At 61.7% G+C, this 23,508-nt stretch carries 26 protein-coding genes and 1 tRNA gene; 16 read left to right on the forward strand and 11 right to left on the reverse strand.

The window, feature by feature from the left end:
• Positions 1-142: 142 nt before the first annotated feature.
• The 12 genes from BM110_RS15600 to BM110_RS15655 all read left to right on the forward strand — a co-directional run bounded on the left by BM110_RS15600 (position 143) and on the right by BM110_RS15655 (position 9,207).
• Positions 143-535 carry a DUF6152 family protein gene (locus tag BM110_RS15600; RefSeq protein ID WP_071489618.1) on the forward strand — a complete coding sequence of 131 codons (393 nt, stop codon included), beginning with the start codon at positions 143-145 and terminating at the stop codon, positions 533-535.
• Positions 536-596: 61 nt separating this feature from the next.
• Positions 597-1,343: a hypothetical protein gene (locus BM110_RS15605; RefSeq protein WP_071489619.1), complete on the forward strand. Its 747-nt coding sequence runs from the start codon at positions 597-599 to the stop codon at positions 1,341-1,343.
• A gap of 10 nt (positions 1,344-1,353) precedes the next feature.
• On the forward strand, positions 1,354-2,841 hold the full coding sequence (locus BM110_RS15610; protein WP_092249825.1) for an alpha/beta hydrolase domain-containing protein: 1,488 nt from the start codon (positions 1,354-1,356) through the stop codon (positions 2,839-2,841).
• Positions 2,842-2,862: 21 nt separating this feature from the next.
• The gene (locus BM110_RS15615; RefSeq protein ID WP_092249822.1) at positions 2,863-3,339 is read left to right on the forward strand and encodes a DUF6644 family protein; all 477 of its coding nucleotides are present in this window, start codon (positions 2,863-2,865) and stop codon (positions 3,337-3,339) included.
• A gap of 32 nt (positions 3,340-3,371) precedes the next feature.
• A complete protein-coding gene (locus BM110_RS15620; RefSeq protein WP_071489621.1) occupies positions 3,372-3,860 on the forward strand; it encodes a DUF6644 family protein in 489 nt (162 codons plus the stop codon).
• The gene (locus tag BM110_RS15625) at positions 3,860-4,561 is read left to right on the forward strand and encodes a DUF6162 family protein (protein WP_093513773.1); all 702 of its coding nucleotides are present in this window, start codon (positions 3,860-3,862) and stop codon (positions 4,559-4,561) included. The genes BM110_RS15620 and BM110_RS15625 overlap by 1 nt, the downstream gene beginning before the upstream one ends.
• Positions 4,558-5,505, forward strand: a complete 948-nt coding sequence (locus BM110_RS15630) for a metal ABC transporter solute-binding protein, Zn/Mn family (RefSeq protein ID WP_093513774.1) — start codon at positions 4,558-4,560, stop codon at positions 5,503-5,505. Before BM110_RS15625 ends, BM110_RS15630 begins: the two co-directional genes overlap by 4 nt.
• The gene (locus tag BM110_RS15635) at positions 5,505-6,173 is read left to right on the forward strand and encodes a metal ABC transporter ATP-binding protein (protein WP_093513775.1); all 669 of its coding nucleotides are present in this window, start codon (positions 5,505-5,507) and stop codon (positions 6,171-6,173) included. The genes BM110_RS15630 and BM110_RS15635 overlap by 1 nt, the downstream gene beginning before the upstream one ends.
• On the forward strand, positions 6,170-7,075 hold the full coding sequence (locus BM110_RS15640; protein WP_092249810.1) for a metal ABC transporter permease: 906 nt from the start codon (positions 6,170-6,172) through the stop codon (positions 7,073-7,075). Before BM110_RS15635 ends, BM110_RS15640 begins: the two co-directional genes overlap by 4 nt.
• Positions 7,072-8,010, forward strand: coding sequence for a metal ABC transporter solute-binding protein, Zn/Mn family (locus BM110_RS15645; RefSeq protein WP_256575422.1), 939 nt, complete (start codon positions 7,072-7,074; stop codon positions 8,008-8,010). The genes BM110_RS15640 and BM110_RS15645 overlap by 4 nt, the downstream gene beginning before the upstream one ends.
• Positions 8,011-8,023: 13 nt before the next feature.
• Positions 8,024-8,347 carry a hypothetical protein gene (locus BM110_RS15650; RefSeq protein ID WP_071489626.1) on the forward strand — a complete coding sequence of 108 codons (324 nt, stop codon included), beginning with the start codon at positions 8,024-8,026 and terminating at the stop codon, positions 8,345-8,347.
• Positions 8,348-8,355: 8 nt separating this feature from the next.
• Positions 8,356-9,207: a DUF4198 domain-containing protein gene (locus BM110_RS15655; protein WP_071489627.1), complete on the forward strand. Its 852-nt coding sequence runs from the start codon at positions 8,356-8,358 to the stop codon at positions 9,205-9,207.
• Here the strand turns inward: BM110_RS15655 and BM110_RS15660 are convergent.
• Together BM110_RS15660 and BM110_RS15665 are read right to left on the reverse strand one after the other, a co-directional pair.
• On the reverse strand, positions 9,201-9,950 hold the full coding sequence (locus tag BM110_RS15660; RefSeq protein WP_093513776.1) for a creatininase family protein: 750 nt from the start codon (positions 9,948-9,950) through the stop codon (positions 9,201-9,203). The genes BM110_RS15655 and BM110_RS15660 overlap by 7 nt on opposite strands.
• A 19-nt stretch (positions 9,951-9,969) precedes the next feature.
• A complete protein-coding gene (locus BM110_RS15665; RefSeq protein ID WP_093513777.1) occupies positions 9,970-11,301 on the reverse strand; it encodes an MFS transporter in 1,332 nt (443 codons plus the stop codon).
• A gap of 137 nt (positions 11,302-11,438) precedes the next feature.
• Between BM110_RS15665 and BM110_RS15670 the strand changes: the two genes are divergently transcribed.
• The gene (locus BM110_RS15670; protein ID WP_093513778.1) at positions 11,439-12,371 is read left to right on the forward strand and encodes a LysR family transcriptional regulator; all 933 of its coding nucleotides are present in this window, start codon (positions 11,439-11,441) and stop codon (positions 12,369-12,371) included.
• On the opposite strand, the gene BM110_RS15675 is transcribed toward BM110_RS15670, so the two are convergent.
• A complete protein-coding gene (locus BM110_RS15675; protein WP_093513779.1) occupies positions 12,356-13,720 on the reverse strand; it encodes an ArnT family glycosyltransferase in 1,365 nt (454 codons plus the stop codon). The genes BM110_RS15670 and BM110_RS15675 overlap by 16 nt on opposite strands.
• Before the next feature lie 403 nt (positions 13,721-14,123).
• The gene (locus tag BM110_RS15680) at positions 14,124-15,074 is read right to left on the reverse strand and encodes a LysR family transcriptional regulator (RefSeq protein WP_093513780.1); all 951 of its coding nucleotides are present in this window, start codon (positions 15,072-15,074) and stop codon (positions 14,124-14,126) included.
• Between the two features lie 98 nt (positions 15,075-15,172).
• Here BM110_RS15680 and BM110_RS15685 point away from each other — a divergent pair, with 98 nt between their 5' ends.
• The gene (locus tag BM110_RS15685; RefSeq protein WP_093513781.1) at positions 15,173-16,387 is read left to right on the forward strand and encodes an MFS transporter; all 1,215 of its coding nucleotides are present in this window, start codon (positions 15,173-15,175) and stop codon (positions 16,385-16,387) included.
• A 186-nt stretch (positions 16,388-16,573) separates the two neighbouring features.
• On the opposite strand, the gene BM110_RS15690 is transcribed toward BM110_RS15685, so the two are convergent.
• The 5 genes from BM110_RS15690 to BM110_RS15710 form a co-directional block, all read right to left on the reverse strand.
• Positions 16,574-16,649 (reverse strand) — tRNA-Gly (locus tag BM110_RS15690).
• Positions 16,650-16,712: 63 nt separating this feature from the next.
• Positions 16,713-17,273 carry a CDP-diacylglycerol--glycerol-3-phosphate 3-phosphatidyltransferase gene (gene pgsA, locus BM110_RS15695; RefSeq protein WP_003232771.1) on the reverse strand — a complete coding sequence of 187 codons (561 nt, stop codon included), beginning with the start codon at positions 17,271-17,273 and terminating at the stop codon, positions 16,713-16,715.
• A gap of 32 nt (positions 17,274-17,305) precedes the next feature.
• Positions 17,306-19,129, reverse strand: a complete 1,824-nt coding sequence (gene uvrC, locus BM110_RS15700) for an excinuclease ABC subunit UvrC (protein ID WP_092249788.1) — start codon at positions 19,127-19,129, stop codon at positions 17,306-17,308.
• Between the two features lies 1 nt (position 19,130).
• Complete coding sequence (gene uvrY, locus BM110_RS15705) at positions 19,131-19,772, reverse strand: response regulator transcription factor GacA (RefSeq protein ID WP_093513782.1); 642 nt, start codon at positions 19,770-19,772, stop codon at positions 19,131-19,133.
• 151 nt (positions 19,773-19,923) lie between these two features.
• Positions 19,924-20,289, reverse strand: a complete 366-nt coding sequence (locus BM110_RS15710) for a helix-turn-helix domain-containing protein (RefSeq protein ID WP_092249785.1) — start codon at positions 20,287-20,289, stop codon at positions 19,924-19,926.
• 82 nt (positions 20,290-20,371) lie between these two features.
• Between BM110_RS15710 and BM110_RS15715 the strand changes: the two genes are divergently transcribed.
• The gene (locus BM110_RS15715) at positions 20,372-20,611 is read left to right on the forward strand and encodes a DNA-binding protein (protein WP_071489635.1); all 240 of its coding nucleotides are present in this window, start codon (positions 20,372-20,374) and stop codon (positions 20,609-20,611) included.
• 35 nt (positions 20,612-20,646) lie between these two features.
• On the opposite strand, the gene BM110_RS15720 is transcribed toward BM110_RS15715, so the two are convergent.
• Both BM110_RS15720 and BM110_RS15725 read right to left on the reverse strand, forming a co-directional pair.
• The gene (locus tag BM110_RS15720) at positions 20,647-21,078 is read right to left on the reverse strand and encodes a GNAT family N-acetyltransferase (RefSeq protein ID WP_092249782.1); all 432 of its coding nucleotides are present in this window, start codon (positions 21,076-21,078) and stop codon (positions 20,647-20,649) included.
• On the reverse strand, positions 21,079-21,828 hold the full coding sequence (locus BM110_RS15725; RefSeq protein WP_092249779.1) for a carbon-nitrogen hydrolase family protein: 750 nt from the start codon (positions 21,826-21,828) through the stop codon (positions 21,079-21,081).
• 608 nt (positions 21,829-22,436) lie between these two features.
• Between BM110_RS15725 and BM110_RS15730 the strand changes: the two genes are divergently transcribed.
• Entirely contained in the window at positions 22,437-23,507 is a 1,071-nt protein-coding gene (locus BM110_RS15730) for a 3-deoxy-7-phosphoheptulonate synthase (RefSeq protein WP_092249776.1), read from the forward strand.
• Position 23,508 lies beyond the last annotated feature (1 nt).

Raw genomic sequence — 23,508 nt, forward strand, 5'->3', positions numbered from 1 at the left:
GGTAACCCAAATCAGCATGTGCGAGGCTGCTCAAAACATTCCCCCCTCCTCCCTCATTGGTTGCCGTTTTGGGCTACGGCCCGAGAACGCCATCCCCCTATGCTGGGCCCATAAGAACCATAAAAAAACCGAGGCACCCGTCATGAGCGTTTCATCCCCCTCCCCGCTGTTCCGTCAGGCGCTGTGTCTGCTGACTCTCACTGCCTGCAGCGTGCTGTCGTCGGTCGCCACCGCCCACCATTCGTTCGCCTTGTTCGACCAGACCCGCACGGTCACGGTCAAGGGCGTGGTGGAGCGCTTCGCCTGGACCAACCCCCACATCACCCTTTACCTCGATGCCGACGGGCCACCGCCCCAGCGCTACAAGATCGAGACCGGCAGCGTCAACGCCTTGCAACGCACCGGCTGGAGCGCGGACTCGATCAAGGCCGGCGACATTGCCGAGGTGTCCTTCAAGCCCCTGAAAAACGGTGAACCCGGCGGGCTCCTTGTCGAGATCAAGATCGGCGACGTGGTGCTCTCGGGCGGCGGATAGATCGCCCCTGCCCTGCGCCACGACATCCGAACTGCATCGATCCGCCGCGTGGAGACACCCCATGAAACCGACACGAACCTTGCTCGCCCTGGCCGTGGTCCTTGTGACCTGCGCCGGCATCGGCAACGCCGCGACAACACCGAATAAACACCGCCCCGACATCAGCGGCACCTGGGAAAGAACCCCGGACGACTGGTTCGGCGAGAACCCGGACGACCCTGTGCACCCGGGCGGGCCGATGGACCTCAAGGCGCCCTACGCCGCCGAATACGCCGCACTCAAGAAGAAACAGGCGGCGGCCAACGAAGCCGGGACGCCGCTGGCCACCACCAGCTCGCGGTGCCTGCCCGAGGGCATGCCGACACTGATGGCGGCGCTGTTCCCGATCCAGATCATCCACGACGACCAGGACGTGATCGTGCTCGGCGAGTACCTGCAACAGGTCCGCCGCATCCGCTTGAACCAGGCCATGCCGCCCAAGGAAAAGCTCGACCCGCTCTACCAGGGCCATTCCCGTGGGCACTGGGAAGGCGACACCCTGGTGGTGGAGACCCAGCGGGTGCGTACGGATGTGCGGTTCTATGACGTGCCCCACGGCCCGGACATGAAGATCACCGAACGCATCCGCCTGCGCGGGCCGGACCGCCTGGAAGACCAGGTGCTGATCGAAGACCCGCAGGTGCTTGCCACGCCCTATCGCTTCACCTTCGAGTACAAACGCTCCAGCTACGCCATCCAGGAGTACGTCTGCGAAAACAACCAGATCGTGATCGACAGCGAGGGCAAGGCGTCCCTCAGCCTTGAGTGAGGTTGACCGCATGGAACGCTCGATAATCCTCGGCGGCATGCTGCTATCGCTGGCCCTCACGGCAAACGCGTGGGCAGAAGTGCCACGCATGCCCACGGCGATTGCCATCCCGCCGTCGGGCCAGTTGCCGCTGTCGTCGGCCAGGCGTCCCGGCACCGAATACAGCGACCTCGACAGGTACGGCTACACCGAGGAAGAGTTTTACCTGCAAGGCGTCGCCCCGGCCATTACCGCAGCGGGTCAAACCCTGCTGGAGGCGCCTTACACCACGCGCATCCTGGTGCGTAAGCCAACGGACCCGGCGCGGTTCAACGGCACCGTGGTGATCGAGCCGTTCAGTTGGTTCGGCGAGCGCGGTGCCGGCTGGATCCTGACCCGTGACTACCTGCTGCGGCGCGGCTATGCGTTTGTCGGGTACACCCTGAACCTCAACCAGCCGGCCGTTGATCCGAAGTTCATCGCGGACACCCCGGCGGCCGAGGCCGATGGGATTACCCAGTACGGGCGGATCGTGAACTTCGAGTTCATGCGCCGCTTCGACTTCGCACGGTACGCACCGCTGGGTACCTATTACGACCCGCAACGTTTCACCCGGGGCAACGCGCCCGACCCGTTCGTGCCGCAATCCCAGGGCATCGGCGCGCAACTCGCGTTGCTGCTCAAGACCCCGGCGACACAAGGTCCACTGGCCGGCTTCGCCGTACAGCGCGTGTATGTGAACAGCTGGGCGGTGACCGCCCAGGTCTGGATGGACTACCTCGACCAGGGCCGCCACCAGCAATGGCGCATGCCCGACGACACACCACTGATCGATGCCTACATGACCGGCCGCATGGCCTATGGCGAAGTCGGTGGCGACGTGATCCGGCTGCCACGCCGGATGCCCGAGGGCGTGCCGTTCGTGACCGTCTACAGCCAGTCCGAACTGATGCATGACGTGCTCGAAGGCATCCCCCTGCCGCCGGACACCGACAGCCCGCAGGTGCGCTACTACGAAGTCACCGGCATGCCCCACCTGCGCCTGGCCGACCTCGGCACGCAGCATACCGAACGGTTCGCCGCCGATGTCGGCAAGGGCGACGACCCACGTTGCCAGACGCTGTACGACGAACCGGTGGAACTGGTGGTGTCGGCGCTGTTCGAGCGCATGGATCAATGGGTGCGCGAGGGCACCCCCATGCCCCGTGCGTCCCGGGTGGTGCGTGACGGCAAAGCCGCTGCGCGCGCGCCCTCCACCGGCAACCTGCTGGGCGGCGTGCGCCCGCCGTGGGTGCAGGTGCCCAGCGCGACTTACCTCACCGACCAGGAGACCGGCTGCGGGCTGATCTACGACACCAAGGTGCCTTATGCGAAGGACGTGCTTGGCCGGCGCTATGGAAACTTCAACCGCTACGCCCAGAAATTCGAAGAGGCCAAGGCCCAGTCGGTCAAGGAAGGCTACCTGCTTCCAGACGATGCGGCGGGCCTGCGCCCGATCGCCACGCCCCAAGACTTCTAACCCCACGAGGAAGGTACGCCGATGTCATCGTCACTCATCATTGCCTGGCTCTATGCGACGCCCTTGAGCACCGCCATCCGTGACGTCCTCTGGGTCATCCCCACGGTCCAGAGCATTCATATCATCGCCATCACCGTGCTGTTCGGCTCGGCGCTGGTCAGCGACCTGCGCCTGGCCGGGGTGCTCGCCACGGACGAGCCCTTGCGGGGTGTGGTGCGCCGCTACTACCCGTGGATGCGCAACGCCCTCATGGTCCTGCTCTTCACCGGGCTGATCATGATCATCGCCGAGCCCGACCGGGTACTCGTCAACACCACGTTCTGGCTGAAGATGGTCCTGGTGGTGACGGCGTTCACCCTGACGTTACTCCTGCGGCGCCCACTGCTGCGAGCCCCCGATGAACGCGAAACGCGCCCCATCAAGGCACTGGCCTGGCTGTCGATCGGCCTGTGGTGCGCGGTGATCATTTGCGGTCGCTGGATCGCCTACACGATCTAAGCGTTTTCAACCCAAGCCTTGAGGTACTCGCCATGGACATCCAACCGCTGCTGCAAACCCTCCAGGACACTCCCGTCGCCGCGTTCATCCGTGAGTCGGGCTCGGTCTTCCCATTGCTTGAATCGGTGCATGTGATCGGCATCGCCATCGTCTACGGCACCATCGCCGTGGTGGACCTGCGCCTGCTGGGCGTGGCCTCCCATCGGCGCAGTGCGCTGAAGCTGATCCAGGATCTGCTGCCCTACACCTGGGTCGCGTTCGTGGTGTGCGTGATGACCGGCCTGCTGATGTTCTGCGCCAATGGCACGACCTATGTGCAGAACACCGCGTTCCTGTGGAAGATGGGCCTGCTGGTGCTGGCCGGGCTGAACATGGGGGTGTTCCACCTGGGCGCCTTTCGCCGCATCGGCGAATGGGACACCACGCTACCGCCGCCCAGCCAGGCACGCGTGGCGGGTTTCAGTTCACTGGCGCTGTGGGCAGGGGTGATTTTCCTCGGCCGCTGGATTGCGTTTCTCTGATGGCCAGCCTGAGCGATGCAATCACGGTGGTGCGCCCGCGCTCCGGGCGCTGGGAGTCGCTGGCGCTGCTGTTGGCGACCCTGGCCGTGATCGCCGGCGTGGCCGGCTATGTGACCCTGCGCCCGCAGAAAGCCGGCCCGCCCATCCCCTTGAGCTGGCAGGTGCGCTCCTTCGACGGTCTGGGCGCAGTCGACCAGGCGATCCATAGCGCGCTGTTGCCGGCCGGCGAGGAAATCATCTGGTTCAACAACGACACGGGCGGCTGGATCACCTTGGAGCATGCGCAAAAGCTGCTGTTGCCGCCCTTCTACCGCGATGGTTTCTGGAAGACCCATGGCGAGGTGCAATGGCAGTTGATTTTGCCGGGTACCCACCAGGCCCACGGGCTTTCCGGCGACGCCCATGCACCGGCGGACCCGAGCGCCAACCAGGTGTCGCAAGCCACCCAGGGCCAGGGTGCCACGGTGTACTACGGCGCTGGCGGCCGCGCCACGGGCCAGAGCGCCTACCTGCTGGTCATCGGTCACGCCCACGCCGGTGTGATGTGGGCCAACCAAGCGACGATCTGGGTCCATCCCGACCCGAACGCGCCCTACCCTGGCATCGTCAAGCCCGAGTCACTGGTCGGCGATGGCTGGCGACAGGTCATTCCATACGACGGCACCAGCGAAGTCGAACGTGTCAAAGGAACCCAGCCATGACTAACGCTACCCAACGCCCGTCACGGTGGCGCAGATGCCTTGCGCTGTTGATGCTGATGCCTGTGGTTGCACTCGCAGGCACCGCGACCGCCTCGGGCAAACCGCTCAGGATCGGCGTCACGCTCCACCCCTACTACAGTTTCGTGGCGAACATCGTCGGTGACCGGGCGCAGGTCATTGCGCTGATCCCGCCCGAGGCGAACCCGCACAACTACCAGCCGCAACCCGACGACATCACCCGGGCGATGAACCTGGATGTGCTGGTGGTCAACGGCATCGGCCACGATGAATGGGCTTTCCAGATCGTAAAGGCCGCCGGGCGCACGGCGACGTTGCCGATCATCCAGGCCAATGCATCGGTGGCCCTGATTCCCATCGCGGGCGACCAGAGCGGGGTCAAGGTGGTCAACCCACACACGTTCGTGTCCACCACCGCGGCGATCCAGCAGGTGTTCGAGATCGCCCGCCGGCTGGGCGAACTGGACCCGGACAACGCAGCGACGTACCGCCACAATGCCCTGGCGTATGCCGCGCGGATCCGCGAGTTGCGCGCGCGCTTCATGACCCGCTTCGCCGCGCTGGACCTCTCGGCGTTCCGTTGCGCGACCACCCATGCCGGCTACGACTACCTGATGCAGGAGTTCGGCCTGTTCGTCAGCGCGGTGATTGAACCACGCCATGGCGTGGCCCCGACGGCACGCCAGTTGGCCAACACCATCGAGGCCATCAAGCGCGCCAACGTGCGCGTACTGTTTGCCGAGAAGAACTTCTCCCTCGACCTGGCCAAGCCGATCGAAGCCGCCACCGGCGTGAAGGTCTTCGCGCTGTCGCACATCACCGGCAACGCCTATAGCGCGGACGAGTTCGAGGTGGCCATGGCCGAGAACCTCGAAACCCTGGCCCAGGCCATTGAGTTCACCCAGCCAGCCAGGAGCACCCCGTGATGCGTGGACCTGCCATCGTGTTTGACAACGTGTCCCTGCAACTGGGCGGCACCCGGGTGCTCGATGCCGTGAGTTTCCGGGTCGAGGCCGGCGCCCTGCATTGCCTGGTCGGCCCCAACGGCGGCGGCAAGACTTCACTGGTGCGCACACTGCTGGGCCAGATGCCGCATTCGGGGTCGGTACGGCTGGAGGGCGAGATCACGACGCCACTGGGCTATGTCCCGCAGCTGCTGGACTTCGACCGCAATGTGCCGATGACCGTCAACGACGTGATGGCCATGCTCGGCCAACGCCGACCGGCCTTCCTGGGTTCCAGCCGCGCAGCCAAGGCACTCAGGGCTGCGGCCCTCGCGCGTACCGGCGTGGCGGCGATGGGCGCGAAGCCCTTCGGCAGTCTGTCCGGAGGCCAGCGCCAGCGTGTGTTGCTGGCCCAGGCGATCAGCCCGGTGCCTTGGCTCTTGATCCTCGACGAGCCGACCGCCGGCATCGATGAACCCGGCGTGCGCCTGGTGGAGGCGTTGGTCGCCGAACTGCACGACCGAGGCGTCACCATCCTGTGGATCAACCACGACCTGGAACAAGTGAGGCGCGTTGCGCAATCGGTCACGGTGATCAATCAACGGGTGTCGTTCCATGGCAGCCCCGCCCAATGGGAGAACGTGCGATGAACGCGCTGTACGACTTCATTCGCGAGCACCTCCAGGCGCTCGCTGCGACGGGCGTGCTGCCGCAACCCTTCGAGTACGAGTTCGTGATCAACGCATTGCTCTGCGCGGTGCTGATCGGGCCGCTGCTGGGCGTGCTCGGCTCGATGGTAATGATCAAGCGCATGGCGTTCTTCAGCCAATCGGTGGGCAACGCAGCGATGACCGGCGTGGCCATTGGCGTGCTGATCGGCGAGTCCTACACCTCGCCTTACTTTTCGATGTTCGGCTTCTGCCTGCTGTTCGCCCTGACGCTCAAGTACACCCAGCATCGCACCACGCTGGCCAATGACACGCTGATCGGCGTGTTCCTGTCGATCTCGCTGGCAATGGGCGCCTCGCTGCTGCTGTTCGTGTCGGCGAAGATCAACACCCATGTGATGGAGAGCGTGCTGTTCGGCTCCATCCTGGCGGTGGACCACACCGACATGAACGTGTTGCTGGTAGTCACCGCGATCTGCGCGCTGATCGGGCTGCCGCTGTACAACGGCATGCTGCTGGCCAGCCTCAACCCAAGCCTGGCCCATGCGCGCGGCGTGCGGGTGCGCAGTGTCGACTACCTGTTCGTGGTGCTGGTCACCCTGGTCACAGTGGCCTGCCTGAAAATCATCGGCGCCGTGCTCGTCGAAGCGCTGTTGCTGATACCGGCAGCGGCGGCCCGCAACATCAGCCATTCACTGCCGGCACTGGTAACCCGCGCCGTGTTGATCGCGACGTTTTCCTGCGTGGTCGGCATCCTGGCGCCGATGCAGTTCCACATTCCCGTGCCCACGGGCGGCGCCATCGTGATCGTTGCGGCACTGGTGTTCGTCGTCACCACCGTCATTCGGGCGACCACGGCCCGGTTCAGAGGGGCCAGCGTATGAAATGGCTGAATGCTACGTGCCGCCCAAGACTGGCGCTGTTGGCGGTACTGCTGGGCAGCCCGTTGCTGGCCCAGGCGGACCAGGTGCTGGTGGCGTTGCCGGCGCTGTATGCACTCACCTCGGCACTCGGCGACGGCACTCGCTTTGAGGTGGTGCGTGTGCCGCCCGATGCGGCGGTGTCCCTGCAAAGCCAGGCCAATGCGCTGTCACGCCTGGACGCCAGTGTGTTCGAGCAGGCGACGGCGGTGGTCACCTTGAGCAGCCTGTGGCGTGCCGATCCTTTGTATGCTGCGGCCCGTCGCCACAACCTGCGGATCGTCGAGATCGACGCGTCACATTCCTGGGACGCCATCAAGCCCGGCGTGGCCGTGGCCCGCGTGCCGCCAAACGACGTGCCCTGGGCGGGCGCGCAAGTGGCCGACGACGGCCTGTCACCCTATGCCTGGCTCGGCCCCGTCAACGCCATGCGCATGTCGGCGCTGATCGCGGCCGACCTGGAACGCTTGTCTCCCGTAGACGCGCCACGCATAGAGCGCAACCTCACCGCACTCGACAGCCGCTTGCGCCGACTGAAGGCCGACTACGGCGCCCGGCTGCTGGCGGTGCCGGACCTGCGCGTGCTGTCGTTGGCCGACGAATTCATCTACCTGTTCGGCGAGTTCGGCATTTATGTCGACGGCTGGTTCGTGCGGCAGGACATCGATTGGAGCGACGCTGACTGTGCTGCGCTGACCCGCTACCTGCGCGAGCGTGACATTCGCGTCGTCGTGCACAAGTGGGCGCCGGACACCAGGATCGCCAAGGCCATCGAAGACGGTGGCGCACACCTGGTGCTCCTGGACACCGGCGCCGATGCAAGCAACGGCTACGAGGCCCTGCTGAGTTCGAACCTGGACGCCCTGCTGGCGGCCTTCGCCCCCCTGCAACACCCTTGACTGTGGAGCGCTCATGAAACCCTTGGGTCCAACCCGTTTGATACTGATGACAGCAGCCCTGTCGTGCTGCCAGGCGGCCTTCGCCCATGGCCCGGTGTTCGACTGCTACCTCGAACACGATGACCAGGTGAAATGCGAGGCCGGCTACACCGACGGCAGCTCCGCCGTCGGGAGAAAAATCCGTGTCCAGGATGCCCGCAACAAGCTGCTGCTCGAAGGCAGCATCGGCGCGGACAACACCTATACGTTCCAGGCCCCCGCAGGCGACTACACCGTGTTGTTCCTGGGTGGCGACAACCATGACGCGACGATCCAGTCCGCCGACATTTCCAGGTGAAACAGACCATGACCTTCACACGACGACTGTTCCAAACCCTCGCCGGCGCCACTTTCGGCTGCGTGGCCTGTGCCGCCCAGGCCCACTTCCAGATGCTCTACGTCGAAGACACGGCGCCACAGCGCGGCGATAAGCTGGAGTTTGCGCTGGTGTTCACCCACCCCTTTTCCGGTGGTCCCACCCTGGTGATGGACAAGCCCCGGGCGTTCAGCCAGGTGAGCGCCCACGGCAGCAAGACCATCGACCTGCGCCAATACCTGCGGCCGGTGCAGTGGCAGAGCCGCGACAACCAGGCGACGGCCTATCGTGCTTCAATCCCGCGGGAGTTGATGCGCTCGCTGGGCGACCATATTTTCGTCCTCGAACCCGAACCTTACCTGGAAGCCGAGGAAGGCCTGTACATCCAACAGTTCACCAAGCTGATCGTCAACGTCGGCGGCGTCCCCGGCGACTGGGCCGAGCCGCAGGGCTTGCCGGTGGAGATCCAGCCGCTGAGCAAACCCTACGCAAACTGGACGGGTGGCGTGTTCCGCGCCGTGGTACTGGCCGATGGAAAACCGGTGCCGTTCGCCGAAGTCGAAATCGAATACCTCAACCATGCCGTCGATATCGAGCAGAATAGCTTCGGCCAGGCAGCCTACGTCACCGCGCCGCAAGCTTCATTCAACGCTCAGAGCACCTACGCGGACGCCCAGGGCATCGTGACCCTGGGCCTGCCCCGCGCCGGTTGGTGGGGCATTGCCGCGCTCGACATCGGCGCGACCAAGACCCACAAGGGCAAGCCGCTGTCGCAGGATGCGGTGTTGTGGGTGCAGGCCAGGGACATGGTGCCCGGCAAGGACTCAGGTATCGCTCATTGAGCTATTGGCTCGCAACTGAACGCCTCGACTTCGCGAATCAAGCCCTGTGCCGCCATCATCACCAGGTCTCGCCCTTTCTCCGGCGAGGCCTGCGCCGGGTCCGAGCCCATGCGCCCGTCGACGTGGCGGGCGCGGAAGTCGAAGGCCTCGCGGATCGGCCCCCACGGCGCGATCCGGGGTGAGTAGTCGGCGGTTTTGATCGAGTCCGGGTAGGCCCATTGGGTCACGGCGATCTCGGACGGCGTGGCATGGATGCCGTGGCCGGTGGGGAACTGCGCCTTGGCCAGTTCGCCCACGCCTTCCAGGTCCCACCAGTTGCATAACTTCAGGGCGAACCCCGCCGGGCGACGGGCAAAGCTGGCTTCGGCATACAGCTCGGAAAACGCCGCTTCAATGGACGCGACGTTGCCGCCATGGCCATTGAGAAACAGGATCTTTTCAAAGCCATGGGCCGCCAGCGAATGCACCCAATCGCTGATCGCGGCAATGAACGTCGAGGGCCGCAATGAGATCGTGCCGGGGAAGCCGATATGGTGCTGGGCCATGCCGATATTGAAGGTCGGCGCGATCAGGATATCGGCGCTTTTTTGCGCCTGGCACGCAATGATCTCGGGGCACATCCAGTCGGTGCCGAGCAGCCCGGTCGGCCCGTGCTGTTCGTTGGAGCCGATGGGGATGACGATGGTGCGGCTGCGCTCGAGAAAGTGGCCGATCTCGGCCCAGGTCGACAGGTATAGAAGCATCTTGGGTTCCTCAGGGTTTTCAATGATGGCGGGCCACTCGACCCGCGCTGTATATGCCCGCCGAGCCGGTGCGCGTTCGCGGTTTGGTCGCGATGATCACGAACGCCGCGCACAGGAACACGCAGCCCACGGCAACGACCCCCGTGTTCAAGCTGCCCGTGGCGGTTTTGGCCCAGCCGATCATGGCCGGGCCCCAGAAACCACCGGACAGGCCGATGGTGTTGATCAAGGCAATGCCGCCTGCGGCCGCGTCGCCCTTGATGTGCTCGGAGGGCATCGCCCACAACACGGTGTAGGCCATGAACATCATGCTGATCGACAGGGTCAGCACGATCATCGACCCCACCAGGTGGCCGCCCGCCAGGGGATAGAGCATCAGCAGGAGCGCACCGGTGGCCGCCGGGACGGCGCAGTGCAGCCGGCGCTCGCCCAGGCGGTCCGAGCGGCGCCCGATCCAGTACATGCCCAGTGCCGCCCCGACATAGGGCATGGCGGCATACCAGCCCACTTGCTGGGTGTCTTGCAGGCCCAGGGTCTTGATGATCGCCGGCAGCCAGAAACTCATGGCGTAGATCGAGAAGATGATGCAGAAGTATGCCGAGGCCAGGACATACAGCTTAGGGTCGCGCAGTACCGCACGGAACGAATGGCTGCGGGCATTCGCCGTGCCCAGTTCGGTTTCCAACAGCTGTTTTTCCGCCTCATTCAGCCAAGGCGCATCGGCGGGCCGGTCGGACAGCACGACGTACATGAGCACGCCGAGCAATACACAGGGCAAGCCTTCAATCAAAAACATCCATTGCCAGCCGGCCAGACCGCTGACACCGGCAAGCGTGGTGATGAGCCAGGCCGACAAGGGTCCGCCCAGAATGCCGCCCATGGGACCGGCGATAAACACAATGGCAATCGCCCGCGCCATGCGGTTCGGGCCGTACCAACGCGACAGGTAATAGATCATGCCGGGAGCGAACCCGGCTTCGAATACGCCGAGCAGAAAACGCATCGCATAGAACGTCGGCACGTCCCGTACAAACAACATGCACGCCGAGGTAATGCCCCACAGCACAAGGATCCTGCTAAAGGTTTTACGCGCACCGATGCGGGGCAGCATCAGGGTGCTGGGCAGTTCGAACAGCACGTAGCCGATAAAGAAAATCCCCGCGCCGGCGCCGTAGGCAGCATCGGACAAGCCCAGGTCGCTTTGCATCTGCAGCTTGGCAAAGCCCACGTTGATGCGGTCCAGGTACGCAAAGACATAGCCGATGAACAACAGCGGCAACAGCCGCCAGTTGAGCTTGTGGTAGAGGGCAGAAATGGCTGCACTTTCTGCCGGTGCCAGGGAGGTTGGCATACGAGTCTCCAGTTGTTTTTGTGGGTCTGCGTACTTGCCAATTCAGGGTGCGCCGGCCCACGATAAGCAGCAAGAGCAACTAAGTTCACTTAGCGTTGCTCTGCAGGCAACACAACTTCTGGAGCGGGTCATCCTTCATGCGTGAGATCAATCAACAACGTCTTCGCTACTTCCACGAAGTGCTGGTGCACGGTTCGATCAGGGGGGCGGCGGACAGCATCAACACCTCGCCCTCGGTGATCACCCGCCAGATCAAGCTGCTGGAAGAGGAATTGGGCGCCAAGCTGTTCGAGCGCCAGGCCCGTGGCGTTCAGCCCACCGAGGCGGCGGCGCATCTGCTGGAGTTCTGGCGCGGCTATCGCTCGCACCAGGAAAAACTCGAAGACCAGTTGCAAGCCATCAAGGGCCTGCAGCAAGGCCATGTGCGGGTGGTGATCAGCGAAGGCTATGTGGATGCGCTGGTCGACAACGTGCTCGCGCCTTTCAGCAAGCAATACCCCAGGCTTGAAGTCACCCTGGACATCCTGCCGGTGGACGATGTGCTCAACGAAGTCGCCGAAAACCGTGCGCATATCGGCCTGGCCTATAACCCGCCGCCCCATCCACACATCGACTACCGCGCCGCCTCGCTGCAGCCGGTGATGTTGCTGGTGCGCCCGGACCATCCACTGGCGGTGCGTGGCACCATGGCGACCGTGACGGAGGTGTTGGAATGCCCATTGGTGCTGACGCCGACCACATTTGGTATTGGCCATGCCATCACCCTGCTGGAATACGCCGAGAAGATCGAAGTACGCCCGACCCTGGTCAGCAACTCCCTGGCGGCACTCAAGCGCCTGGTTGCCACTGGCGGCTTTGCCTCGCTGGCCGGGGAGTTCGCGGCCTATCGAGAAATTGAAAACGGCGAGCTGGCGTCGGTGCTGATCGACCATCCGCTGTTGCTGGGGGTGGAGGCCAAGCTGTTGGTGAAGGCCTCAAGACCGCTTGCGGCGCCCGCTCAGGAATTGTTGACGTGGATGCTGGAGCGGTTGCCGATGTTTTGCATGCCCACTGTTCACCAGAACCAATAAGGCAGGAATTTAGGCGTCGGCTCATGGGCCAACTCCAGATGGTAAGTAACGCAATTGAAGAAAAACATATCCAGTATGAGAAAGGTGACAGCCCCGAAAGAAAAGATGACGAACTCACGATGGGGATGCCCGTGAAAACGTGATTCCAACCAGGGCCGCACGGCGACTAGCGTAATCAGACCCAGGCAGGCACCGAGGTAGTTGGGCTGCAGCGGGGTCACCGCATACAAACTGTACCCATAGGCAAGTAACAGCATCACGAGGCCTATCAGCGGCAACTCCAGGCAGAACCCAAGCAGTTTTTTCCGGGTGTTTGCAAACATTTCACTGCGGTCCACGAAGACATAGGCCGCCAACAACGAAATAGCTGGCGTGATCGACAGTATGTAACGCGCCTTTTTCGAACTTGGAATCGTGAACAGCACAATGATCACAAGGAGCCAGCCGGTGAGGTACAGGAGCATGTTCGTGGCGGCATGAGGCGTACTGTCGAAAAAGTGTTTGCCCTTCCTGATGATCACACTCACTGCAATCAAGGCGGTGACACCGTAGGTCAGCAAGCCTGCCGAAAAGTAGAAGTAATAACGGGGCGCGTGATCACTGCCGAACCGCCCGAGTCCTTGCATGATCAAAACCTCTTGCAGAAAAGCAACGCCGCCCTGCACATAGGCCGCCCAGGTCAGCACCGCGATACCCGTGGCCAGGACCAGGCCCGCCAATAATGAGAACACCACCAGCATGCGCCACTGCCGGCTCAACAGGTAATAAGAGGCGACGACACTGGCAGGTCCGATCAGGCCGATCGGGCCACGAAACGCAAAGCCCAGTGCCAGGCCCGCGAGTACCAGCGGCAACCGATAACGCTGTTGGTGCACCTCGCCCGCGTAGGCCAGGTAAAAGCACACCACCGTAAAAAGTGCCGGGTACACATCCAGCGCCAGGGAGTTCACGCCGTCCAGAAATGACCAGGTGAACAGCGCAAACACCACCCCGTAGGCGCCCCACTTCTTCTCATGCAAAGCCCCCAATTTATAAATGAACACCAACATCAACGCGGCAGCGACGCAAAAAGGCACGCCCATCGACAGAATGGAGACACGGCCAAACGGCAAGGACACCAGATAAACCAGGAGTGTATTGATCACCGTGTAATCGGGGTAAGGCTGCAGATCTTCGGCGATTGGAAACAGCGTGACGCCGTGCGCAAGCATATATTGGGCAAAGTCGACAAAGCGCGTGGTGTAATTGAGCACGGCGGGCTTGTATTGCAGGACAGCCAATACAATAAACGCGACCACAAAAATAAATGAACAGGGCTTTTTTACAGCCACTTCCTTTAGCTTATTCATGCGACCTTGCCGTCCCTGAAAAAAGCGCAGACTAGCACTTTGCTTTTCAGGCGTTCCAGATTGGAAAAGTGAAGAGTTGTAAAGGCCGCACACTGTATTCATTCAACCCGGCAACTCGCCGTGGCATTCTGAACATTCGCTGAACATGCGTTAAAAAATGCGAAGTCAGCCTAAGAAAAACTTCAACTGAATTTAATTTAGCGCCTTGTTGTGTGCGTCATGTGAAGAGGCACCAAGGAATAGTTTTATAAACAATCCGGTCACCTTGAAAAATAAGCAGTCCGTGCAAAAATTCGGAACAAGAGCAAAAAGCAAGGGTAGACACCCGGTGGTACATCAATCAGTTATCCGCACATCAACTCCCTGTTCTCCCCCTCAATCCCTCCTCGTAAGATCGCGTGGCTTACAGCCTCCTGGCATCAGGCATTTCAAGGCCTGACAACAACTGATCGGTTGCGCAATCGAACTGTTCGATAAGGAAGTCCAGCAATACACGCACGCGGGGAACCCGGTAACGGTTGCCATGTAGCACCGCGTAGACGCCGGCCTCTGGGACACAAAAGTCAGGCAACAGGACGTTCAGTCGTCCAGCACAGATATCGGCTGCCGCATCCCAGATGGTCTTGCGTGCAATGCCATGCCCGGCCAACGCCCATGCACGCGCGAGTGCGCCATCATTGGTTTCCCATGCCTGGCTCATAGGTACGGTGTAGTTCCATGCCTGACCGTCCACCACAAAGTGAAAGGTGTTCAAGGGCCCTGCGCCAGTCACCAGCACGATGAACTTGTGGTTAACCAGGTCAGCAGGGGTCTGCGGTTCGCCGTATCGCGCCAGATAGTCAGGCGAAGCGCACAGTACTCGCCAGTTGGGCGCCAACTGCCTGGCGATCATCGAGCTTTCATGTGGCTGCCCAAACCGGATTGCCAGATCAATATCGTCCTGCAGCAGATTCGACACCGAATCCGACAACGTCAGCGCAACGGACAGTTCCGGGTGCAACTTACTGAATGCCTCAAGCCAGTCATTCAAAAGATTGCGGCCAAAATCGGCAGACGCGGATATCCGTACCTTGCCACGCACCTCAGTTTGACTGGCTTGAAGCCCCGCTTCCGCCTCATCAATAGCCCGCAATGCGACCCAGCACTGCTGCAAGTAAAACCGACCTTCTTCCGTAAGGCGCAACTGACGCGTTGTGCGATCAAACAATTTGGTGCGCAGCGCCGCCTCAAGCTTGATAAGGCGCGCGCTGGCCGCGGCTGGCGACAGCGCCAGTTTGCGCCCTGCGGCAGACAGGCTGCCGAGTGCTGCCGCCTCGACAAACAAACGCATATCACCCAATCGGTCAGTGGCCATATTCAATTCAAATTTGATAGCTCATCAAATGTTAAGCCAATTATCAAATCGTAGGCAATTCATCACACTCATGCCTCCTCTCCCATTGAGCACAAGTCATGACCGGCAAATCACAGGTTGAAAATGGCTCTTTCACAACATCGAGCAATATCGAACACCTCACTACCGAGGGTCTCCCACTGACGGCCCTGTTGGCGCTGACATTGGGTAGCTTTATCGCCACCGCCAACGAAACGGTGCCGGCAGGACTTTTGCCGCAAATCGCCGAAGCATTTGGTGTGTCGCAAGCATGGGCCGGTCAGATGGTGACGCTGTGTGCACTGGGCTCAGGGTTGGCGGCTATTCCTTTGACGCTCGCGTTGCAGGGTTGGCGTCGGCGCGGGGTGCTGTTACTGGCGGTCGGGGTGTTTTGCGCCTGCAATGCGGTGACCGCCCTGTCGCCCTGGTTTGCATTGACGCTGGCGGCTCGCTTCATGGTGGGTATTGCAACCGGTCTGGCCTGGAGCCTGCTGGCCGGCTACGCCAGACGGTTGGTCACCCCACCACTGCAAGGTCGCGCTATGGCGCTGGCCATGCTCGGCATCCCTCTGGCACTTGCCCTGGGCGTACCGCTGGGTGCCTGGCTCGGCAAACTGCTGGGATGGCGATGCGTGTTCGGGACGCTCTCAGGACTCAGCCTTTTGCTGATGGCCTGGATCTATCTGAAAGTGCCTGATTACCCCGGACAACGCGCCGATCAACGCCTGCCGCTGCGCAGGGTCTTGCAAACCCCGGGGGTGCGGCCGGTACTGGCGGTGGTCATGGTCTGGATCCTGGCCCATTACACCTTCTATACCTATATTGCTGCGTTCCTGGCTTCTGTTGGCTTGGCCGATCAGGTTGATCAGGGCCTCCTTGCATTCGGTATTGCGGCCTTGTTCGGTCTATGGATGATCGGCACGCTGATTCATGGCAGGCTTCGTAGCCTGGTACTGCTCAGCCTGACAGCATTCACCCTGGTGTCGTTTGTCCTTGGGCTGGGTGACCTGCCCGCCAGTGCGATCTACATCAGCATGGTCTTGTGGGGGATGAGCTTCGGTGGCGCGCCAACCTTACTGCAAACCGCCTTGGCTGAAGTTGCCGGAGACGGCGCTGACATTGCGCAATCGATGCTGGTCACCGTCTTCAACCTGGCGTTTGCAGGCAGCGGTGTGATCGGTGGCGTTCTCTTGGAAACCTGGGGGGCAAGCGCTATTCCCTGGGTAGCGCTGGCGTTGTTGCTGCCGGCGCTGATGATGGTCTCGGTGGCCAAGAGGCATGCTTTCAGGCGTTGACCGTTGAGCTGTGCTAACAATCGGCAATCGAGACTGGCCGAATGGCGGACACAACTCTGCACCAAATGAGTCCATTTGCCCGTGCACGTCGATAAAAATCAAAGTCACGAAAAAAGAGGACGAAGCGCCCACCCAGTAAATTGCAGGCAAAAAAAAGCCACTCGTTAGAGTGGCTTTTTTTGTGTTTGGAGCGGGAAACGAGACTCGAACTCGCGACCCCGACCTTGGCAAGGTCGTGCTCTACCAACTGAGCTATTCCCGCGTCTTGGTGATGCGCATTCTATAGAATTATCAGAACCGGTCAACCCCTTGATTCGAAAATGTTTTATTTCTTTTCAACGGTGGTGCGCAGATGCGGCCAGGCAGCGCGCAGGTACTGGAGCATGGACCACAAGGTCAGGCCGGCGGCGATGAGCAGCAGGGCGTAGCCGGTCAACACCCAAAAGGAGAAGTCCGACGGGTTGGCCAGCAGGATCACCAGCGCGAGCATCTGAGCGGCGGTTTTCCATTTGCCCATGTTGGAGACAGCGACATGGGCGCGGGCACCGATTTCGGCCATCCATTCGCGCAGTGCGGACACCACGATTTCGCGACCGATGATCACGGCGGCCGGCAGGGTCAGCCACAGGTTGCCGTGTTCCTGCACCAGCAGGACCAGGGCGACGGCCACCATGAGTTTGTCCGCTACCGGGTCGAGGAACGCGCCGAACGGCGTGCTCTGTTCCAGGCGACGGGCCAGGTAGCCGTCGAGCCAGTCGGTGGCAGCCGCGAAGGCAAAGACGGAGCTGGAGGCCGCATAGCTCCATTCGTACGGCAAATAAAACAACAGGATGAAAATAGGAATAAGCAGGACGCGTAGAACGGTGATCAGATTAGGGATATTCATCGGCACAACTGGCTACGAGGTGGAAAGGCATTCTATTCGCTGTGCAGATTCGCATAAATCAACTCAGCGAGCTTTTTACTGATACCGGGAGCTTTGGCTATTTCGTCAATGCTGGCACGGGATAGCTCCTGCAAGCCACCAAAATGTTTAAGCAAGTCGCGTCGCCGTGTCGGCCCGACGCCCGCCACCCCCTCCAGGGTTGAGGTTCGACGGGTTTTGCCGCGTCGGGCGCGGTGACCGGTAATGGCGAAACGGTGCGCCTCATCGCGGATCTGCTGGATCAGGTGCAACGCCGGTGAGTCGCCCTTCAAAGTGAACTCATGGGCGGCATCATTCAAGTACAACGTCTCGAAACCGGCCTTGCGCGTAGCGCCCTTGGCTACGCCGAGCAGGATCAGGTCGGGCACCGCCAGTTCGTTGAGCACGTCGCGGGCCATGGACAGCTGGCCCTTGCCACCGTCCACCAGGAGTATATCCGGCAGTTTGCCCTCGCCGTCCTTCAACTTGCTGAAACGCCGGGTCAGGGCCTGGTGCATGGCCGCATAGTCATCGCCGGCGGTGACGCCTTCGATGTTGTAGCGACGGTAATCGGCTTTGATCGGCCCTTCCGGCCCGAACACTACGCAGGACGCCACCGTGGCTTCGCCACTGGAGTGGCTGATGTCGTAACACTCCAGGCGTTGCGGCGGCTCGTCCAGGTTGAGGACTTCGGCCAGGGCGTCGAAGCGTGCGGCGACGTGCTGTCGATTGGCCAGGCGTGCGCCCAGGGCCTGCTCGGCATTGGTCACGGCCAGTTGCTGCCAACGGGCTCGCGTGCCGCGTACGCGATGGCTGATGTCCAGCTCGCGGCCGCGCAATTCGTGGATCGCCTCGATCAGCGTGGGGAAGTCTTCGTGCACCACGTTGACGATCAGCTCCGATGGCAAATCGCGCTCCGGGCTGCTCACGTAGTACTGGCCCAGGAAGGCCGCCATGACCTCAGCCACGTCTTCGTCGATACCGGTCTGCGGGAAGAAGTTCTTGCTGCCCAACACCCGCCCGCCCCGCACGCTGATAAGGTGCACGCAGGCACCGCCCGGGTTGACGAAGGCGGCGATCACATCGACGTCACCGGTACCGCCTTCCATGCTCTGCTGGTCCTGCACGCGGCGCAGCAGGGAGATCTGGTCGCGCAGTTCGGCGGCCTTTTCGAAATCCAGGGTGCTGGCCGCCTGCTCCATGGCGCCGGAGAGTTCGTCGGTGAGGGCATTGCTGCGCCCTTCGAGAAACATCACCGAGTGACGCACATCCTCGGCGTACTCGGCCGGCTCCACCAGGCCCACACAGGGTGCCTTGCAGCGCTTGATCTGGTATTGCAGGCACGGCCGGGTGCGGTTCTTGTAGAAGCTGTCTTCGCACTGGCGCACAAAAAAGGTCTTTTGCAGCAGGCTCAGGCTTTCGCGGATCGCGCCGGCGCTGGGATAGGGCCCGAAATACTTGCCCTTCTGCTTCTTCGCGCCCCGGTGAATGCTCAGGCGTGGGAAGTTGCCGTCGGATAAAAACACGTAGGGGTAGGACTTATCATCGCGCAGCAGAATGTTGTAAGGCGGCCGCCATTCCTTGATCAGCGTCTGCTCAAGCAGCAGTGCTTCGGTTTCATTGGCGGTGATGGTGGTTTCGACCTGGGCGATGCGCGCCACCAGCGCGGCGGTTTTCGGCGCGAGACCGCTCTTGCGAAAGTAGCTCGCCAGGCGGTTCTTCAGGTTCTTGGCTTTGCCGACATACAGCAGGCGCGCCTCGCTGTCGAACATGCGGTACACGCCGGGGCGGCCACTGCAGGTCGAGAGGAAGGCACTGGGATCAAACGGTGTGGTCATGTCAGGCGCTGGCGTCCACCATGCCGTGGCGCACCGCGAGCAGGGTCAATTCAACATCACTGCTGATGGCGAGCTTCTCGAAAATGCGATAACGGTAGGTGTTGACGGTCTTGGGCGACAGGCACAACTTGTCGGAGATCGTCTGCACCTTCTGGCAGCCGACGATCATCAGGGCGATCTGGATTTCCCGCTCCGACAGCGCATCGAACGGCGAGTCGCTGGTGGGCTGGAAAGATTTGATGGCCAGTTGCTGGGCGATCTGCGGGCTGATGTAACGCTGCCCGGCAAACACCAGGCGAATGGCTTGCACCATCTCGGCCAGACCGGCACCCTTGGTCAGGTAACCGGCCGCGCCGGCCTGCAACAGGCGCGTCGAGAACGGGTCTTCTTCACACACGGTCACCACCACGACCTTGATGTCCGGGTGGCTGCGCAACAATTTGGTCGTGGCGCCAAGACCACCGATACCGGGCATCTTGACGTCCATCAGTACCACATCGGGTTTCAACTCCCGGGCCTTGATCAGGGACTCTTCCCCGGACTCGGCCTGACCGACTACTTGCAGGCCATCGATGTCAGCCAGCATTCGTGTAATGCCTGTACGAACGAGATCATGGTCATCGACTACTAGCACCCTAATCAAGCAGACACCTCGCGATATGGTCTTATAGGTTGCTGAACACCTTAGCAAAAAACCAAGGCGCAGACCTAGCTGCAAGCGTCATATATATAGAGTTTGAATACACAGCAGCCGTCCACCCTGCGGTGGACGGCTCTATTTGTTGGGCAGCAGGTCAGGATTCCTGGGGCTGCGGTCTGCTTTTTCCATTCAGTGACACGGAGTGCTCGGCCAGGCTTGACGTCAAGCGACGGATTGCAGCCTGGTCTTCCTTGAACATCGCACGGTAGTCACCCAATACTTTTTCTTCAACCTGGCTCAGGTTGTCCAGTTGAATCGGGGTAGGCGTACCGGTCAACACGTACAGCACATCCACACCTTTCTCGGCGACACGCGACAGGTAGTCCGCTTTAGGCGCCCGTCCTCCACTTTCGTATTTACCTTGTGCGTTGGCTTCAACGCCGCCTATTTCACCAAAAACTTTTTGCGACAAGCCAAGTCGCTCCCTTTCTTGCCTCAAACGCGAACCGATTCCACTCATTTGGATGTATGATCCTGGTTGGGACACCCCAAGGGGTGACACACTCATCACTTTGCTGAACAAACTTGAACGGTTTTGAACTATGCCCGGAATCCGTACTGCCGCACAAGCCAAGGCCTGGCTGGAACATCAAGGAAAGTCAGTTCAAGCGTTCGCCCGTGAACATGGCGTTGATCCGGCAACCACCTATCAAGTGCTCGCTGGGCGCAAAAAGGGACGACGTGGAGAGGCCCATAAGGTAGCGGTCCTCTTGGGCATGAAAGAAGGGATCATCCATTCTGAGGCTGATGCTCAAAAAAACGATCAGGAGGTCATTTCCTGAAGCCAGTATGCGCTTATTAGAATTGGGTGCGTGGTTTAGCTTGATGGACAGAGACGTTCCATGCGCCAGAAGCAGTTTTCTTCACCGACGATACTCAGCCCCATGCGCTGATAGAGCCTTCGGGCCGGATTGGTCTTGAACACGGTCAGACGCAGCAACCCCAGGGCCTGAGCCTTGAGCGCCATCTGCTCCAAGACCCAACTGCCCGCGCCCTGCCCACGACATGCCGCAAGCATATGCAGCTCACGGATATAGAGTGCGCGGCTGTCGCGGCTCAAACTGATAAAGCCCAACACGGTCTCGTCGTTGCAGATCAGCCAGTTTTCGCGGCCCGCCCAAGCCACATCGAAGCCGTCGTTGGACCACACCAGATCGTATTGCAGGTAATAGCGACTCATGGCCTCAAAGGTCAGGGTTCGGGCGAACGGCAAGTCCTGGTCCGTCGCAGCGCGCAGGTGAAACGCCATTTACAGCGCTACCACTTGGCCAGCCCACACGGCGCCATCACGACGGGCGATTACCAGCGCATCACCCAGGCCTGACGCAGCAGCCAGTAAACGGCCATCTGCGGCCCAAATGGCGCTGCTACCGGCACACACATAGCCACCCGATGGCCCGCCATGGTTGGCTACCAGCACCACCAGGCCATGCTCGGCCGCATACCCCTGGAGCAACGCGCTGTCCGCTGCGTAGCCGCCTTCGCTGATCAACACACCGGCGGCATAGACAGTGGCGCCCATCTGGGCCGCCTGGCGCGGGTGACTGGCGCGGGAGAAATCCGCGCACACCGCCAGCGCAATCCGCTCATCGCCGATGTCAAGCGCCGCTCCCCCCTGCCCTGGGGCAAACACCGCTTCTTCGCCTGGATGCAGATGCTGCTTGGTGTACACCGCAAGAGAACCGTCTGCCCCCAACACCAGCGCGCCGATCAGCACACCTGCCCCAGGTGCCAGGCGAATCGGCATGCCGACCACCGCCGTCAAGCCCCACTCCCGTGCCATTTCGCGCAGCGGTGCCAGCAGCGCGTCTTCGGGAGCAATCGCCAATGCGGCCGCCAGTGACGGCTCATAGCCGGTCAACGACAGTTCCGGAAACACCAGCACGTGCACGCCATGTTCGGCCGCCGCGTGCATGAGGGCCAAGTGCCGTTCGATATTGGCCGGCACGTCGCCCGCGATGGAAACAGATTGAGCAGCAGCAAGGGTCAGGGCAGTCATGGTCGCGTCCAGGCAATCATCCAAGGTGTGACAAGCATATCGCGGTCGATAGCGGTCAGTACCCCCGCGCAATAGAAATTACTGATTGAATCCACCTGCGTGCCTCTAGTAAGCTCCCCCCATCATTTGGAGACACACCATGTTGCAACTCACCACCCCTCAGGTCTGCCCTGTTGCCAGCGCCCCGCGCTCGGTATCGGCTACCCGTGTGAACGGTTCGAGCGCACTGGTCAGCTTTTATTTTGGGTATTGGTTTAGCCACTGGCGCGCCTGATACCTGAAATCGGCGCCCACTACTCAAGGGGTCGCCTACCAGAGAAATCCAAACCCCCGGTCGGCTCCCCGACCGGGGGTTTTGTTTTTTCAGGCCCCAATATTTTTTGATGAACACTTAAAGGACACACGACATGAACTACGCCACCTATTACCGCTACGACACTTCCACTGCATGGCGATTTAGCCAGCTCCGCTCGGGACAGCCTGCCGCCTCCGATCGGTCACCTATGGGTGGCAAGCCAACACACACAGCCAGTACGGCCCACTGTCGAACACCCCAGTAGGGCCAGGCGCGCGGGAACAGCCCGCCGCTTGCCCAGGAAGCCTTGAATATGAACTCTGCCACCGCCGCTCTGCCCGTTTCTGCCCTGACCAGCGCCAATGAAGCCCTGACCCAGCGCTTGCCCAGCGCGCTTGATTTAAAGCTCAAGCTGCCGCTCAGCCCGTTCCTCAATGAACAAGTCCACGCCCATCGCCACGCCGTGCGCGCCATCCTCAATGGCCAGGATTCACGTTTGCTGGTGATCGTCGGCCCGTGCTCGATCCACGACCCGGAGTCGGCCATGGAATACGCACGCAACCTGAGGAAACTCGCACTCGAAGTGAGCGACCAGATGCTGCTGGTGATCCGCGCCTACGTCGAAAAACCGCGCACCACCATCGGCTGGAAAGGCCTGGCCTACGACCCGCACCTGGACGGCAGCGACGATATGGCCGCCGGCCTCAGCCTGTCCCGCGAACTGATGCGCGAAATGCTGCGCCTGGGCCTGCCGGTCGCCACTGAGCTGCTGCAACCGATGGCCGCCGGCTACTTCGATGACCTGCTCAGTTGGGTCGCGATTGGCGCACGCACCACCGAATCGCAGATCCACCGCGAAATGGCCAGCGGCCTGGGCATGCCCGTGGGCTTCAAGAACGGCACCGACGGCGGCGTGGCGATTGCCTGCGACGCGATGCGCTCGGCGTCCCACCCGCACCGTCACTTCGGCGTCGACAGCCAGGGGCACCCGGCGATCATCCAGACCCCGGGCAACCCCGACACCCACCTGGTGCTGCGCGGCGGCCACCGTGGGCCGAACTACGATGCGCAAAGCGTGGCGCAGGTGAAACACGACCTGGCCAAGTCCAAGGTGGCGGCGCGGATCATGGTCGATTGCAGCCATGCCAACAGCGGCAAAGACCCGCTGCGTCAACCGGCGGTGTTCAACGACGTGCTGGAGCAGCGCTTGCAGGGCGACACGTCGCTGATCGGCATGATGCTCGAAAGCCACCTGTTCGAAGGCTGCCAGCCGTTGAGCACATCGATGAAGTACGGCGTGTCGGTGACCGATGGCTGCCTGGGCTGGGATGCCACCGAGCAGTTGTTGCGTAGCGCCGCCGAGCGCTTGCGCGCACAAGGCTGAA

This window comes from Pseudomonas sp. NFPP28 (assembly GCF_900115535.1).
GTDB classification, from domain to species: domain Bacteria; phylum Pseudomonadota; class Gammaproteobacteria; order Pseudomonadales; family Pseudomonadaceae; genus Aquipseudomonas; species Aquipseudomonas extremorientalis.

Excerpts from the sequence above, each read along its gene's own strand:
- BM110_RS15665 (WP_093513777.1), bottom strand. The coding sequence starts at position 11,301 with ATGCCAACCTCCCTGGCACCGGCAGAAAGTGCAGCCATTTCTGCCCTC.
- uvrC (WP_092249788.1), bottom strand. The coding sequence starts at position 19,129 with ATGACCACACCGTTTGATCCCAGTGCCTTCCTCTCGACCTGCAGTGGC.
- BM110_RS15655 (WP_071489627.1), top strand. The coding sequence starts at position 8,356 with ATGACCTTCACACGACGACTGTTCCAAACCCTCGCCGGCGCCACTTTC.
- BM110_RS15645 (WP_256575422.1), top strand. The coding sequence starts at position 7,072 with ATGAAATGGCTGAATGCTACGTGCCGCCCAAGACTGGCGCTGTTGGCG.
- BM110_RS15640 (WP_092249810.1), top strand. The coding sequence starts at position 6,170 with ATGAACGCGCTGTACGACTTCATTCGCGAGCACCTCCAGGCGCTCGCT.
- BM110_RS15680 (WP_093513780.1), bottom strand. The coding sequence starts at position 15,074 with ATGGCCACTGACCGATTGGGTGATATGCGTTTGTTTGTCGAGGCGGCA.
- BM110_RS15720 (WP_092249782.1), bottom strand. The coding sequence starts at position 21,078 with ATGGCGTTTCACCTGCGCGCTGCGACGGACCAGGACTTGCCGTTCGCC.
- BM110_RS15630 (WP_093513774.1), top strand. The coding sequence starts at position 4,558 with ATGACTAACGCTACCCAACGCCCGTCACGGTGGCGCAGATGCCTTGCG.
- BM110_RS15715 (WP_071489635.1), top strand. The coding sequence starts at position 20,372 with ATGCCCGGAATCCGTACTGCCGCACAAGCCAAGGCCTGGCTGGAACAT.
- BM110_RS15620 (WP_071489621.1), top strand. The coding sequence starts at position 3,372 with ATGGACATCCAACCGCTGCTGCAAACCCTCCAGGACACTCCCGTCGCC.
- BM110_RS15610 (WP_092249825.1), top strand. The coding sequence starts at position 1,354 with ATGGAACGCTCGATAATCCTCGGCGGCATGCTGCTATCGCTGGCCCTC.
- BM110_RS15660 (WP_093513776.1), bottom strand. The coding sequence starts at position 9,950 with ATGCTTCTATACCTGTCGACCTGGGCCGAGATCGGCCACTTTCTCGAG.
- BM110_RS15650 (WP_071489626.1), top strand. The coding sequence starts at position 8,024 with ATGAAACCCTTGGGTCCAACCCGTTTGATACTGATGACAGCAGCCCTG.
- BM110_RS15710 (WP_092249785.1), bottom strand. The coding sequence starts at position 20,289 with ATGAGTGGAATCGGTTCGCGTTTGAGGCAAGAAAGGGAGCGACTTGGC.
- BM110_RS15730 (WP_092249776.1), top strand. The coding sequence starts at position 22,437 with ATGAACTCTGCCACCGCCGCTCTGCCCGTTTCTGCCCTGACCAGCGCC.
- BM110_RS15605 (WP_071489619.1), top strand. The coding sequence starts at position 597 with ATGAAACCGACACGAACCTTGCTCGCCCTGGCCGTGGTCCTTGTGACC.
- BM110_RS15615 (WP_092249822.1), top strand. The coding sequence starts at position 2,863 with ATGTCATCGTCACTCATCATTGCCTGGCTCTATGCGACGCCCTTGAGC.
- pgsA (WP_003232771.1), bottom strand. The coding sequence starts at position 17,273 with ATGAATATCCCTAATCTGATCACCGTTCTACGCGTCCTGCTTATTCCT.
- BM110_RS15685 (WP_093513781.1), top strand. The coding sequence starts at position 15,173 with ATGACCGGCAAATCACAGGTTGAAAATGGCTCTTTCACAACATCGAGC.
- BM110_RS15675 (WP_093513779.1), bottom strand. The coding sequence starts at position 13,720 with ATGAATAAGCTAAAGGAAGTGGCTGTAAAAAAGCCCTGTTCATTTATT.
- BM110_RS15725 (WP_092249779.1), bottom strand. The coding sequence starts at position 21,828 with ATGACTGCCCTGACCCTTGCTGCTGCTCAATCTGTTTCCATCGCGGGC.
- BM110_RS15600 (WP_071489618.1), top strand. The coding sequence starts at position 143 with ATGAGCGTTTCATCCCCCTCCCCGCTGTTCCGTCAGGCGCTGTGTCTG.
- BM110_RS15670 (WP_093513778.1), top strand. The coding sequence starts at position 11,439 with ATGCGTGAGATCAATCAACAACGTCTTCGCTACTTCCACGAAGTGCTG.
- BM110_RS15635 (WP_093513775.1), top strand. The coding sequence starts at position 5,505 with ATGCGTGGACCTGCCATCGTGTTTGACAACGTGTCCCTGCAACTGGGC.
- BM110_RS15625 (WP_093513773.1), top strand. The coding sequence starts at position 3,860 with ATGGCCAGCCTGAGCGATGCAATCACGGTGGTGCGCCCGCGCTCCGGG.